Annotated in this window: 14 protein-coding genes and 1 pseudogene; 11 read left to right on the top strand and 4 right to left on the bottom strand. The window is 63.3% G+C overall.

Annotated features, from left to right (window positions below; all coding sequences use genetic code 11):
- Positions 1-140 precede the first annotated feature (140 nt).
- The 8 genes from tssI to QZY07_RS02995 all read left to right on the top strand — a co-directional run bounded on the left by tssI (position 141) and on the right by QZY07_RS02995 (position 9,659).
- Positions 141-2,348, top strand: coding sequence for a type VI secretion system tip protein VgrG (gene tssI, locus QZY07_RS02960; protein ID WP_295399609.1), 2,208 nt, complete (start codon positions 141-143; stop codon positions 2,346-2,348).
- Between the two features lie 251 nt (positions 2,349-2,599).
- Complete coding sequence (locus tag QZY07_RS02965) at positions 2,600-3,145, top strand: DUF6484 domain-containing protein (RefSeq protein ID WP_295399610.1); 546 nt, start codon at positions 2,600-2,602, stop codon at positions 3,143-3,145.
- A 41-nt stretch (positions 3,146-3,186) separates the two neighbouring features.
- Entirely contained in the window at positions 3,187-4,296 is a 1,110-nt protein-coding gene (locus tag QZY07_RS02970; RefSeq protein ID WP_295399611.1) for a DUF2169 domain-containing protein, read from the top strand.
- A gap of 7 nt (positions 4,297-4,303) precedes the next feature.
- Positions 4,304-5,329: a hypothetical protein gene (locus tag QZY07_RS02975; RefSeq protein ID WP_295399612.1), complete on the top strand. Its 1,026-nt coding sequence runs from the start codon at positions 4,304-4,306 to the stop codon at positions 5,327-5,329.
- 42 nt (positions 5,330-5,371) lie between these two features.
- Entirely contained in the window at positions 5,372-6,538 is a 1,167-nt protein-coding gene (locus tag QZY07_RS02980) for a PAAR-like domain-containing protein (RefSeq protein WP_295399613.1), read from the top strand.
- 17 nt (positions 6,539-6,555) lie between these two features.
- Positions 6,556-7,455: a hypothetical protein gene (locus tag QZY07_RS02985; RefSeq protein WP_295399614.1), complete on the top strand. Its 900-nt coding sequence runs from the start codon at positions 6,556-6,558 to the stop codon at positions 7,453-7,455.
- Between the two features lie 68 nt (positions 7,456-7,523).
- On the top strand, positions 7,524-8,795 hold the full coding sequence (locus QZY07_RS02990) for a TIGR02270 family protein (protein WP_295399615.1): 1,272 nt from the start codon (positions 7,524-7,526) through the stop codon (positions 8,793-8,795).
- A gap of 36 nt (positions 8,796-8,831) precedes the next feature.
- Positions 8,832-9,659 (top strand): alpha/beta hydrolase, encoded by an 828-nt coding sequence (locus QZY07_RS02995; protein WP_295399616.1) that lies wholly within the window; start codon positions 8,832-8,834, stop codon positions 9,657-9,659.
- 318 nt (positions 9,660-9,977) lie between these two features.
- Here the strand turns inward: QZY07_RS02995 and QZY07_RS03000 are convergent.
- Positions 9,978-10,316, bottom strand: a pseudogene (locus QZY07_RS03000) (transposase); the annotation flags it as partial.
- A gap of 176 nt (positions 10,317-10,492) precedes the next feature.
- Here QZY07_RS03000 and QZY07_RS03005 point away from each other — a divergent pair.
- From QZY07_RS03005 to QZY07_RS03015, 3 genes are all read left to right on the top strand, one after another.
- Positions 10,493-10,699 carry a YjfB family protein gene (locus QZY07_RS03005; protein WP_295399617.1) on the top strand — a complete coding sequence of 69 codons (207 nt, stop codon included), beginning with the start codon at positions 10,493-10,495 and terminating at the stop codon, positions 10,697-10,699.
- Between the two features lie 78 nt (positions 10,700-10,777).
- Positions 10,778-11,320 (top strand): DUF1415 domain-containing protein, encoded by a 543-nt coding sequence (locus QZY07_RS03010; RefSeq protein WP_295399618.1) that lies wholly within the window; start codon positions 10,778-10,780, stop codon positions 11,318-11,320.
- Between the two features lie 280 nt (positions 11,321-11,600).
- On the top strand, positions 11,601-11,861 hold the full coding sequence (locus tag QZY07_RS03015; RefSeq protein ID WP_295399619.1) for a hypothetical protein: 261 nt from the start codon (positions 11,601-11,603) through the stop codon (positions 11,859-11,861).
- A 62-nt stretch (positions 11,862-11,923) separates the two neighbouring features.
- On the opposite strand, the gene QZY07_RS03020 is transcribed toward QZY07_RS03015, so the two are convergent.
- The 3 genes from QZY07_RS03020 to QZY07_RS03030 all read right to left on the bottom strand — a co-directional run.
- Positions 11,924-12,238 (bottom strand): SOS response-associated peptidase family protein, encoded by a 315-nt coding sequence (locus tag QZY07_RS03020; RefSeq protein ID WP_363183642.1) that lies wholly within the window; start codon positions 12,236-12,238, stop codon positions 11,924-11,926.
- Positions 12,239-12,342: 104 nt separating this feature from the next.
- Entirely contained in the window at positions 12,343-12,768 is a 426-nt protein-coding gene (umuD, locus tag QZY07_RS03025; RefSeq protein WP_295399623.1) for a translesion error-prone DNA polymerase V autoproteolytic subunit, read from the bottom strand.
- 232 nt (positions 12,769-13,000) lie between these two features.
- The coding region (locus QZY07_RS03030) for a hypothetical protein (protein WP_295399620.1) at positions 13,001-13,847 on the bottom strand (847 nt) is incomplete at its 5' end.

Consider the following 13,847-nt stretch of genomic DNA (forward strand, 5'->3'; position numbering starts at 1 on the left):
ATTCATCAAGACAATTCCGGAATGGCAAGGATAATGCAGCGGGCCAGATCGGATGCAAGAGATTGATCGTCGTTTAAGACAGAGGCCGAACCGATATGGCAACCGGATCGAAATACCGTCAAAGCGATAGGCCGATTGCGGTGTCGACGCCGCTCGGCGAGGACGTTCTACTGCTTCGCCGCGCGACCGTCCATGAACGGCTCAGCACGCTTTTTGAAATCGAGCTCGATCTCCTGAGCGAGGATTATGAGATTGCAGCGTCCCGCCTACTGGGCCAACCGGTGACAGTTCGTCTCGCGCTGCGGGATCAGAAACAACGGTTTTTCAATGGCTTTGTCAGCCACTTCGCCTATGTCGGCTATGAGGGCCGATTCGCCCGCTATCAGGCAACCCTGGCGCCCTGGCTATGGTTTCTGACCCGTACCGCCGACTGCCGTATTTTTCAGGAGATGACCGTCCCGGACATCGTCAAGCAAGTCTTTCGCGACGCGGGATTCGCCGATTTCGATGACCGGCTGAGCGCGCAATACCGGACCTGGGAGTACTGTGTCCAGTACCGCGAGACGCATTTCAACTTCGTCAGCCGTCTCCTGGAGAACGAGGGAATCTATTGGTATTTCACCCACGAGGACGGCAAACATACCCTCGCCATCGCCGACGATTACAGCGCGCTTCAGCCGTTTCCGGGCTTCGCGAAGATTCCCTATCATGCGACGGATCTGGCTGCGATGCGGGATCAGGACGCCATCTTCACCTGGTCGCTGACCTCGGCGATCCGCCCCGGCGCCTTCGCTCACGATGATTTCGATTTCAAAAAGCCCAGCGTGGATCTACTGTGTTCGCGTCCCGCCCCGGCGACCTCAAGTCAGCATGCGCATGCGAACTATGAGATCTACGACTATCCGGGCGAGTATGTGGAAGGCAGCGAAGGCGAGCGTTATGCCGGCGTGCGCATCGAGGAACTCCAGGCCGAGCGTGAAATCGTCCGGGGCGAAACCTATTCACGAGGTTTGGCCGCCGGCCATCTCTTCACGCTGACCGATTACCCGCGCGCCGATCAGAATCGCGAATATCTGGTGCTCTCCGCCGAGCATCGATGGCAGACGGATGAATTTGAAACCACCCGCTCGCCGGACGGCGCCGTCATCTGTCAATCCAGTTTCAGCGCGATGGATTCCCATGAACCCTTCCGGCCCGCGCGCGTGACGCCCAAGTCCATCGTGCGGGGTCCGCAGACGGCCATCGTGGTCGGGCCGTCCGGCGAGGAGATCTGGACCGACCAATACGGCCGGGTGATGGTGCAGTTTCATTGGGATCGTTACGGCAAGAGCAACGAGAAGAGTTCCTGCTGGATCCGCGTGTCCCACCCCTGGGCGGGACAGAACTGGGGCGCGATCGCCACTCCGCGCATCGGCCAGGAGGTGATCGTCGACTTTCTGGAGGGCGATCCGGATCAGCCCATCATCACCGGTCGGGTCTACAACGCCGAGCAGATGCCGCCCTGGGAGTTGCCGGCCAATATGACCCAGAGCGGCGTCTTGAGCCGTTCGTCAAAGGGCGGCAGCGCGGCCAACGCCAACGCCATCCGCATGGAGGACAAGAAGGGTTCCGAACAGCTTTGGATTCATGCCGAGAAAAATCAGGATATCGAAGTCGAGAACGATGAAACCCATTGGGTCGGGCATGACCGGACCAAAACCATCGATCACGACGAGACGAGCCACATCAAGCATGATCGCACCGAGACCGTCGACAACAACGAGACGATCGCCATTCACGGTCAGCGCACCGAAACGGTCGACAAGGATGAGACGATTACGATTCATCAGAATCGCACCGAGACGGTCGATCGGAATGAACGCATTACCATCGGTGGAGGACGGACCGAGAGCGTCGGCAAGGACGAGAACATCAGCATCGGCGGCAGCCGCGGCGAGAGTGTCGCCAAGGACGAGAGCATCGGTATCGGCGGCAGCCGCGGCGAGAATGTCGGCAAAGACGAGAGCATCCGTATTGGCGGGAGCCGCAGCGAGAATGTCGCCAAGGATGAAAGCATCGGCATCGGCGGTGCCCGGACCGAGAGCGTCACGAAGACCGAGTCCGTGAGCGTGGGTGAGGGGCGAACCGTGTCGATCGGCAAGGACGACAGCCTCTCGGTAGCGAAGAATCTCAGCATCGATGCCGGCGATTCGATCACCATCACCACCGGCAGCGCCAGCATCAGCATGAAAAAGGACGGCACCATCGTGATCAAGGGCAAGGACATTACCGTCGAGGGATCGGGCAAGATCAACGTGAAGGCATCGGGCAACATCACCATGAAGGGCGCGAAGATTCTTCAGAATTAAACCGCTCCGTGACGGTCTGCGTTTTTTGAGTCGTCGGCCAGCTTGGCAGCCATCAGCGGCGATAGAGTCGGCGCGGTTTAAGTGATAGAAGCATTCCATTTTATCCCGTGTCAGTCCCGATCTTGGTTGGCTCGGTCTTTGTGTCTGCTCGCCTGATCATGACTGGCGGCTGCAGGTGTGCGTTTTCGCCGTGGCACGGGCGATCTTCGTCGCGGCGCTTGACGGTTGCGGTTTTCAATCGGAGGGGCGTTATGAGTCGCGGATTGGTCGCCGAACATTGCATCGAATCGTCGGTCGAGGACGTCTCCGGTGTCGATCTGCTGCGACCCTTGATCGAGGCGGCGTCGACCAAGTCGGATCACGTTCCCACGGTGCCCGGCGTTGTGGTTGGCGAGATCGTCGCGATGACGAACGAGGGGCGGACGCCGCTCGTCCTCTATCCCGGGCAACCCGGCACGGCGGCGCTCCCGGCGCGCACCGTCGTCGATCTGCATGGAGCGCATATCGGTCACAACGTGGCGTTGATGTTCGAGGAGGGAAACCCCGGCAAACCCATCGTCATGGGCATGCTGCGCGAGCACGCTGGCTGGCCACTGCCCGAGCGACCAGGACAGGTGGAGGTCGATGCCGACGGCGAGCGTCTCCTGATCACTGCGCAGGAACAGCTCGTCCTGCGCTGCGGCAAGGCCAGCATCACCCTGACCAAGGCCGGGAAGGTGCTGATCCAGGGGGATTATGTGCTGAGCCGCTCCGCGGGCGTCAATCGCGTCAAGGGCGGTTCGGTGCAGTTGAATTAAACAGGTTCCTTCATCGTCGTGGACCGAGTGTTAGGGGGATCATGGAACTCATCAATGCAACACGCATGGTCGCCGGCTACACCATGGGCATGGAGCCCAGCGGTCGCGAGCTTTTAGTCGTGGTCATCAAGGGAACCTTTGTGCTCCCCCGCACGGGTTCCGAGCGTCTGCAATTGGCGCAAGAACAGATGCCGTTGGTGATGGCCGATACCTTTTCCGGCGAACCCGGTCGCTCGGCGCCGATCCACGAGGTCGATTTCGCCCCCAGGAAACCACGTGCCGATCTCCTGTTGATCGGGAGCGCCTACGCACCGGAAGGGCGTCCAGCGAAGCGGGTGCCGGTTGGTCTGAAGGTCAATGGCATCACCAAGAGCTTCGCCGTGGTCGGAATGCGCTGCTGGCAGGTTGCATCGACCGGCATCAGCGTGAGCGAACCCATCCCCTTTACCCGGATGCCGATCTCTTACGACCGCGCCTTCGGCGGGGTCGACAACCGCCATGAGGATTTCGCCCAGCATGCCGCCTTTCTCCGTAATCCCGTCGGCACGGGATTCCACAGGCATCTGCGCTCGGACTGGCTCGACGGCGCGCTGCTGCCCAACACCGAGGAACTGAATCGGCCGGTCACACGCCCCGACGGCGACTATGCCCCGATGGCCTTCGGCCCGATCGGACGCAACTGGGTGCCGCGTTACCGCTATGCCGGAACCTATGACCAGCACTGGCTCGATGAGCACTTCCCCTTTTTGCCGCCGGATTTCGACGAACGCTACTATCAGGCCGCGCCACTGGATCAGCAGATCGAGGGGCCGCTCGACGGCCAGGAAGTCGGGCTCGTCAATCTGACCCCGGATGGACGCCGGAGCTTCAGGCTCCCAGCCTTCGAGGCACCGGTGCACCTCTTCCCGAAGACAGGCGAACGCGAGGATCTCCAGGCGACCCTGGATACCCTGGTGCTGGAACCGGACCAGGAGCGGTTGATGCTGACCTGGCGGGTGGCCCGCCCACTGAAAAAGAACATGTTCGAGATCGCCCAGATCCTGGTGGGAAAGAAGGGGCAGGACTGGTGGCAGGCGCGCGAGGAGGTGGCCTTCCCGATCCCGGTCAAGCCATCCGCCGCCACGGATCCCGCGCCGGCCTCGGCGGATTAGGACCGCTATGACTGCCCAACCCATCGCCATCAAGCATACCGGGCTGATCACCAGCGTCGGCTTGTCCGCGCCCGCCGCCTGCGCCGCGATTCGCGCCAAGATCGGCAACCCGACCGAGACCCGCTTCCTGGGGAGCGATGGCGAGTGGATCATGGCGCATCAGGTTCCGCTGGAGCAGCCGTGGCGCGGTCGCGCCAAGCTCGTCAAAATGGCGGCGATGGCGATTGCCGAATGCCTGGATGAGATTCCGCGCGCGCATTGGTCCGCTATCCCCTTGCTCCTGTGCGTTGCCGAGCGTGAGCGTCCAGGCCGGCTCGATGGTCTGGACGATCAATTGCTGGTCGAGATCGAGGAGGAACTCGGTCTGCATTTTGCGCTTGGGTCCGCCATCATCCCCCAGGGGCGGGTCAGCGCGGCCATTGCACTCGCCGAGGCGCGAAAACTCCTTTACGACGGCAAGGCGCCTCTGGTGCTGATCGCCGCGACTGACAGCCTCTTGACCTGGCCCACCTTGAGCCGTTATGAGCGTGCCGAGCGTCTGCTGTCGTCGGGCAACTCCAACGGTTTCATCCCCGGCGAGGCGGCCGGAGCCATCTTGATGAGCCGCCCCGGCGGCCCCGTCGAATTGCAGTGTATCGGGATCGGATTCGGAACCGAGCAGGCATCGATCGACGCGGACCAACCGCTGCGGGCGGACGGTCTGGCAACGGCCATTCGCGGTGCGTTGAGCGAGGCGCGCTGCGAGCTGCATGACCTCGATGACCGCATCGCGGATCTTTCCGGCGAGCAGTATTATTTCAAGGAAGCGGCCCTGGCGCTGTCGCGCCTCCTGCGGCAACGCAAAGCGGAATTCGATCTCTGGCATCCCGCGGAATGCATCGGCGAGTCAGGGGCCGCGGCAGGCATCGCGATGCTGGCGGTCGCCGATGCGGCCTGTCGCAAGGCATATTCGGCAGGCCCCCATCTCCTGTTTCATTGCGCAAACGATGCCGGCAGACGAGCGGCCGCGATCTTGCGTTTCAGCGGTGCGTGATGGCAAGTCTGCCCGAATGCGTCCAACAAAATGGGTTACCCAATGGCTAACGACGTCTTCGCGAATGGGCGCGAAATCTCCTGTAAGGAGGCGGACGGTAAAGCGGTCTGCGCGTTTCCGGACGTGTGCATGACGCCTCCGGAGAATCCCGCGACTCCCCCGGGCGTTCCCATTCCTTATCCCAACACGGGCATGGCGCGGGACACGTCGGATGGGAGCACGACGGTCAAGATCGGCGGCAAGGAGGTCATGCTGAAGGACAAGTCATACTTCAAGAAAAGCATCGGCGACGAGGCCGGATGCGCGGCAAAAAAGGGAGTGATCACGAGCGTTCATCGCGGTAAGGTTTACTTCAATTCTTGGTCGATGGACGTCATGGTCGAAGGCGAGAACGCCGTCCGGCACCTCGATTTGACAACGCATAATCATGCATCGCGACCCGGACAAACGCCGACTTGGCCGTATTTGGACTCGATGAGCATCTCCCCCGATCATCCCTGCACAGGGGATATGGACAAGGAAGCCGATGCCTGCAAAGACTTCAAGCCGCATAAAAAAGGCGGCCCCAGTCCTTGTCCTCCAGACAAACCGCTCTACAACGAGCAGAAGGTGGAGCAGTACGCCACGAAAACGGCGGGCGATCAGTGCCTCGCCGCGCGCCGCTGTCAGTTGGTACCTTACGAGCCGAAAGGACGTGGCGCCAAGCGTCAACCCGGATGCTGCCCCGGCCAAACGCCCCATCACATGATCGAGGCCAGCGCTTTCTTCGATTCCGGGCGGGGTCCGGCCGACGGCTCGGTGCCGCTTCGCGGCACCGAAGGCTACGATGCGGATAAGGCACCCTGTATCTGCGTGGAGGGTACCAACCAGTATCATGGTACCCATGGGTTGATGCATGCGTACCAGAGCACGGCAGCGGCGCAATCCGCCCGATCCGGCACCGTGGCACTCGCGAACGGGTCGACGCTGTCGACGGAGATCACCGATTTCGGGACGGCACGCCAACAATCCATCGAGGCGGCCACCAAGACCTTTCCGCAGTCCGGCTGCAACGAGAAATGTCTGGAGTCGCAGATCAACGCCTATCACCGGGATTGCGGAATCAAGGATCGAACGCCCATCAAGAGCGTCCAGGAAGGGTATGCGGGACCGGATGCGGTGGAAGCGGCCGACATGGTCGTCGCCAACCGCACGCGGAGGCTGAGATAAGTATGGAGGTATTCGTCATGCACGCCATCCTCGAAGGCTACGACTATGTCACGGGCGCCGTGCGCGGTCCTGACATCGGATACCTGATTGCCACCGATGCGTCCGGCAACAATCGGGACCAACCCAAGTCGACGATCTTCGAGTACGACGGCGAGGGATGGTCTGACGACGCCCAGGTGTCGTTCCCGGTCGTCGGGGCGTCCATCTGCCAGTCGCCGAACGAGCAGCTCATCGCGCTAGGTCCGAAAGGCGAAGCGGTGTTCCTCGGCAGTGGTGACGTGCATGCGGAAAACGTATTGCAGAGCGCCGGCGCGACTGGATCGCCAGGCGCACTGCGAGCCGTGGGTTCGGTGGCGGGGAACGCGCTTGCGGTCGGCATGGGCAGACAGGTCTACCGACGGCTCGACAGCGGCATCTGGATGTCGCTCGGTGACGGTCTGCCGTCGGACGAGACCGCAGTCACGGGTTTCGAGGCGATCGACGGCTTTTCGCTGTCGGAAATCTATGCGGCCGGTTGGAATGGAGAGATCTTTCGATTCGATGGGGAGCGTTGGAATGCCATCGTGAGCCCCACCAACCTGACGTTGACCAGCATTTGCTGTGCGACGGATGGAAATGTCTATTTTGGGGGGCAAGCGGGAATCCTGATCGCGGGGAGAGGTGACCAACTCGGCGTGATCGAGCACGCTGCCTTCCCGCATGACATCTGGTCGCTCGCCTGGCTGGAGCCTCACCTGTATCTCGCAACGATGCGCGGCGTGTTCAGGCTCGCGGACGGTACGGTGGAAGAGGTGCGCATGACGTCTCGCGAGAGACCTTCCACGTATCATCTGTGTCAGGCGGGCAATGTGCTGTGGTCGATCGGCCGACAGGATGTCATGGCCTTCGATGGCCAGGTCTGGCATCGCATCGCTTAATCTCATGGCACATGACGGCTTCCGGAATTCGCCTGTATCGATGCGTGACCGATGGGGAAGATGAACTCATGCTCGCCCATTCCCGCCAACCCATTCCAGCCGTCATCCAGCAGCACGCCGAAGAATCGGCCATCCTGCGCCATGTGCGGTCCAGCCTGGTGCGTGCCCCCCATGTCAAACTCCATCATCTGCGCCGACTCGACGAGCGTCTGGCCGCGCATCTCGATGGACTCGCGGTCGCGGGCGACGCGGGCTCGCGTCTGTGCACGGGCGCGCTGGAGACACCCGGCGTCGGCGAGGTGTTCGCGGCGACGGTGCTGGCCATCGAGCACAAGGATTCAACCCGTCTCGATCGTCTCTTCGCGCTTGCCGCCACGCTGCCGCAAGCGCGGCGCGGGCTCACATCCGCCTTTGGCTGGGTGTCGGCCCATGACCTCAAAGGCATTGTGGCGGAGTTGCTGGCGTCAAGGCTGTCCATTCGGCGCGAGATCGGCATTGCCGCCTGTGCCATGCATCGTCTCGACCCAGGTGCGATGCTGACGGAGGCTTGCAACGATCCTGATCCAAGTCTGCGCGCCCGTGCCTTCCGCGCGGCGGGAGAGCTCGGGCGGCGCGATCTGCGTCCCGCCTGCGCTCAGGGGCTGAAGGATGAAGACGACCTGGCGCGCTTTCAGGCGGCCTCCTCGGCGTTGCTGCTCGGGGACCGCGACCGCTCGCTCGCGGTGCTGGAAGGTTTCGCGGCCAACCCGAACCCCTGCCGAGCGCGGGCGCTGCGGCTGTGGCTGACAGCGGTCGATGCGCCGAGCGCACACCGTCTTCTCAAGACCATCGCCCAGGATCCCGCCAATCGACGTCTGTTGATTCAGGGTGCCGGAAGCGCCGGCGACGCGCACTACATCCCCTGGTTGATCGGGCAGATGGCCGATGATCGACTGGCCCGTCTCGCGGGCGAGTCATTCTCGTTCGTCACGGGTCTGGATCTGGCCGATCGCGACCTCGAACGCCCCCCGCCGGACGGTTTGGAACCCGGCCCCAACGACGATCCGGAGGATCCTGACACCGCCATGGACGAGGACGACGGCCTGCCCTGGCCGGATGCCGTCAAATTGCAGGACTGGTGGGACGCCAATCAAACCGGCTTCCCACCTGGCAGGCGCGTCTTCCTGGGCGAGCCGGTGTCGGTCGGGTACTGCCGGCAGGTGCTGCGCGACGGTTTTCAACGCCAGCGCAGCGCCGCCGCTATCGTCCTTTCGCTCCTGCAACCCGGCACGCCCCTGTTTCCGACGCACCAGCCCGCCTGGCGGCAGGCGCGCCTGCTTGGAGCGGGCGAATGGAGCTGACTCGGCCCACCGAACGTTCAGCCTCCTGACGTCGACATGCAACCGCTCATCAGGGCGTTCGCTGGGGCGTTGCTTGCCGTGATCTGGATCTGTGCGCTGACCGGCTGCGCCAGTCACGCGGACACCCAATCGTCGCTCGACGCCCTGGCCGCGACCCACGGCCTGGAGAGCGCTTTGGCTCCCGGCACGCGTTTTCAGCATGTCCTCTATCGCCAGGGAGACCTCGCTGCCGCGCCGCGGATCCACCTCTATCTGGAAGGAGACGGCCGTCCCTGGGACACCAGACACCGCATCGCCTCCGATCCCACGCCCCGCGATCCGCTGGCGCTGCGGCTGATGGCGCGCGATCCAATGGCCGCGCTGTATCTCGGTCGGCCCTGTTACCACCAACGGCCCCAATCCAGCGGCTGCACGCCCTGGCTGTGGACCCACGGCCGCTACAGCCAGGAGGTGGTCGAGAGCATGGTGGCGGCGGTCACCCATAGCCTGCCGCATGACGAGCGTCGGCGGATCACCCTGATCGGTTACAGCGGGGGTGGCGTGCTGGCCATGCTGATGGCCGAGCGTCTGGCCGGCGTGGATTCCCTGGTGACCATCGCCGCCAATCTGGATATCGATGCCTGGTCTGATCACCATGGCTACAGCCGACTGGTCGGTTCCCTGAATCCAGCCGAGCGAAGGCCGCTGGAGGCGAGCATCCGCCAGCTTCATCTCATCGGGGCTCGGGATGACCGGGTTCCGCCAGAGACGATCCGCCGCTTCCGTTCCTGGAATCCTCGAGTTTCTTACAAGGTTATGCCAGGCTTCGACCACCGCTGCTGCTGGGTCGAGGCCTGGCCGTCGCTTCTCACCGAATTCAGATGATCTCAAAGATATGCGGCATCTGCTCGGATAAGGCCGTTGAAACCCCGCTTGAGCCGAAAACCCTATCGGCTCTGCGGATGATCAACCTTCGTCGATACCCTCGGTGCAAGGGTTGTGGATCATGGAATGAACCCGGCTGTCGGGCTGGTAGGAATCCAGAATTTCAATCGCAAACTCTTTCATAGTAGCTTCCTCATCGGGTTAAACGCTGGGCGCTGTCTTCGCTGACCTGCCGCCGCGCCGGGACCGGCGACGGGTGTTCAGGCGCGGCTAGCAGCCTGTCGGACTTGAGCGTTCGGATTGGCTGAAAAAGACAAATTCCTGGGCAAAACGCTGGCGGAAAGTCGCGAGCGTATCGTGATCGGGATGACGGTTAGCGGCGACGAAGCGAACGGCCAAGGAGTCGTCCGTGGCCCGCTCGATCTTGCGACTGGAAAAGCAGCCGGTGGCGTACCCATCGATCGGCAGCGACAGCAAGGTGGCCGGATGATCGGGCGGACTGCCGCGTCCGGCATCGGCTCGCTCCAACTCGCTGAGGTCCAGACCCTCCACCACTTCGACGACATCGCGCGCCAAGTGCCCTTCGGGCAGCCAGTCCTGCACGGACGGTGGAAGCAGAAAGTCGACATCACGCAGGATCGGACGGAAGTGGCTCATCGGCTCAGGCATCTCAGGGGTGATGCACCTATTCGACCGGCGGCCGTGCCGCTCGGCACCGGGAAAGTCCGACAGGCGGCTAGCGCCTGGCATGCTGGAAGAGAAGCGTCGAGAACTTGGGATGCCTCATCGGCTCCTGGGAGTGGCGATAAGGGATCGGATCATGAGGTCATTCCATGGAGATTCCCAGTTCAACCGCCGGTCTCGCTCAGCTCGCGACGAGTTTGAGCCAAAATAAGCTGGAAGGAGCCGTGGAGGTGGCCGTCCTCAAGAAAGCCATCGACATCCAGGAGCAATCCGCCCTCCACCTGCTGGACAGCCTGCCCAACTCCACCCAGGGCTTGCCCGCCAATGTGGGCACGCAACTCAATGTCACGGCGTAAGGCCGGCAGTCTGTCCGGGCGGCTCCCGATGCGCGCACGCCGCCCCATCCGATGATGCACCGGTTTGGAGTCGAGTTCATGAACGACGAGGCGATCATCGCGGCAACCCGGGAATGGATCGAACAGGCGGTCATCGGGCTCAACCTGTGCCCTTTCGCCAAGGCGGTCTACGTCAAACACCGGATGCGGTTCGTGGTGAGCCGGGCGCGGCATCTGGACGGACTGTTGGAAGACCTTGACCGCGAGCTGGAGTTTCTGGCCGCCGCCGACCCCGACGCCGTCGAGACGACCTTGCTGATCCATCCCACGCTGCTACCGGACTTTCTTGATTTCAATGCGTTCCTCCCGCTGGCCGAAGCGGCCGTGGAGGAACACGACCTGCAAGGCGTGATCCAGATCGCCAGCTTTCATCCGACCTTCCAGTTCGCGGGAACGGAACCCGGCGACCTCGGTAACCTCACCAACCGGGCACCGTTTCCGACCCTGCACCTGCTGCGCGAGGAGAGCATCGAACGGGCGGTGGCGGCATTCCCCGACGCCGAGACAATATATGAACGCAATATCGAGACGCTCAACGCGCTGGGGCAGTCGGGATGGCAGGCTTTGTGGCGCAAGCCATGAGGGGTAAGAACGAAAAGGGACAGATTGAGGATCCCCTTTTCTCGAAGGTGGCTGGGTCGTGGCGTGGCTTCATCGTTGACAGAAAAACTGCTCGGTCAAAACGGCTCATCGCCGCATGACATCTAACCTGTGTCCGTGATCGCCAGAAACTGGCGTTTTTCTTGCCTTAATTAACCAAGTTTGTCGTCTTTTGGTGGGTTTTTCCGACTCCACCTGCCTGCGATTTCCCGTATCGCTCACTGGATAGACGCGGATTACGTTCCGCCGAGAGGAGCCGACGATGATGCGTTTGACGACGTTCTTTTCCCCCCGTTGCTGTGGCGGACCGGTCTTGGCGCTGTCGCTGACCCTCGTCCTGTTCGGGGCGCTGTTCATGCTCCTGTCCGCCGAGGGCTTGGGGTGGGTCTTTGTCGGGACGGGGCTCGCCACCTTTGGTCTGTGCATGGTGCTGGCCTCCGAGACGGCCGCCTCCCACGCCCCAAAACAGGGCGTCCGGACGACAGGAACCCTGGTGCCACGCCAGCACTGGACGGGCGTGTGACGTTCGCGACCACCGGCAACCGGATCGTCGGGTTCATCCGCGGGTGTGTGTGCGGTCTTCGATCAGGCGTGGGTCTTGATGAAGTTGATGCAGATCCTGGAATCGGCGGGGATCAGGCGGCGGCGCTGTTTGAAGGCCGCCCGAAACGCCGGCTTCTCGGCCACCGTCTCGGCCCGTGCATTGATGGTGCGGTAGCCGATCTTGCGATCCTTCGCCCAACTCGGGATGAGTCCCCAATGCAGTCGGGTGATCACACGCTTCCCGTCCGGATGGACCCGCACCGCCAATAGCGGGCTGCTCGGTGCGAGGTTGTACCGGGGCGCGGGCGGCCTCGAAATGCGCCTCCAGCGATGAACACCGTCAGCGCCGGGGCGCACAGCGTTCGACAGGACGATGATGGCCCGCCCCTCCAGGTCGGGGCGGAACAGCCGTTCGCAGGAGGCATAGAAGTTATTGCAGTCGACCAGGGCGAACATGGCGCTCAGAACGAGCGCACGGCATGCGCGACCACGCCCCAGATGAACAGCTCCATCCCCTCGCGGATCACCAGCGGCAGGTAGTCGGGGTTCTCCGCCAGCAGCCACACCCGCTCGCCCGCGATCCGCAGCCGCTTCACGGTCAGTTCGCCATTCACCACCACCACCACGATCGCGCCTGACGTCGCCTCCAGGGCACGGTCGACCACCAGCAGATCCCCGTGATGGATCCCCGCGCCAATCATCGATTCGCCCTGCACCCGCACGAAGAAGGTCGCGGCCGGATGCTGGACCAGATGCTCGTTCAGATCGAGAGTGCCCTCCAGGTCATCGTCGGCGGGCGAGGGAAACCCGGCGGAGATGCGGGCGCTGTAAAGTGGGAGAGGCAGATGTGTCGGTGCAGCACTGAGAGTCAGCGCCTCCGCCGGAATGGCAGTCTTGGAGCGCGTCGCGAGCCAGGCGCGCACCGCCGGGACGGCGCTGACCGGCAGTCGGATGGGTTGGGTGGGCTCGCCATGGGGGCCGGACCCAGGCTTGCGGCCGGCGCCAGGGCGCGCGCCGCCGCGCGCGGTCGGGGAAGATGGAGACATGGGCGCTCGGGGTTATTTGAAAAACGCACGATCATCAGAATGGGGCTGGCTGGCAAGCGATATCCGTTGTGCCTCAGCCCCTGCTGCGACGTTTCAGCACACCGGCAATGAGGATGGCAATTCCGATCATCGCGATGATGATCAGGAGATCGTCGCGCACGTTGCGCCACCAATAGGAGCGTTCCGCCCCCACCAATCGCGGGGCACGGGGCGCGTCGGCGGCGATCGTGACGACGACCGAGCTACCCGCCGTCAGTTCGCTGACCGAGGGCGCGTCCACGCGGTCCACGCCTTCCACGCCATCGGGATGACCGGGCGCGACGTAGCGCAGCCGGACATACGCCACCGGCACGGCATACGCGCGCGCCCGGCGGCTCAACAGTCCACGGCCTTTCGTGTCGATGGTGACGGCCATCACCTGCGCCGGTATCGACATGGGTGGCTCGTGACGGCCGAATGAAGGGCGGGGAAGCATCGGCAGCAGCGGTGCATCGACGGGCCACGTCCATTCCAGCAACCCGAACGGACGCAGTCGTTTCAGCCTCACCGGACGACCCGGTCGCGCGGCGTCGTGCGCTGCCTCGTCAAGCCGTACCTCGACCTGCCGTAAAACACCATCGCCCGGTGCCTGCTGGCATAAGCGGTCGGCTTCCGACGCCGGCTCGCCGACCGCGGCGCGAATCGCCGGATCCAAGGGTGTGCCCGCCCCCAGTCCAGGGGCATCCGGTGCGCGGTAGCACACGATGAGTCCGTAACGATGGCGCACGACCTGCCGGCTGGTCCGCGTCCCACTGGCGCGCGCCGTCTCGACGCGGACGGATTCCTGGGTAGCGACCACCACGCCGTCCAGTCGCTCGCCCCAGAGATCGGCGGCGGCATGCGGCCCCTCGGCAACGCTGACCAGCACGCCCAAGATCAGG

The sequence above is a fragment of the uncultured Thiocystis sp. genome (assembly GCF_903866365.1).
GTDB lineage: Bacteria > Pseudomonadota > Gammaproteobacteria > Chromatiales > Chromatiaceae > Chromatium.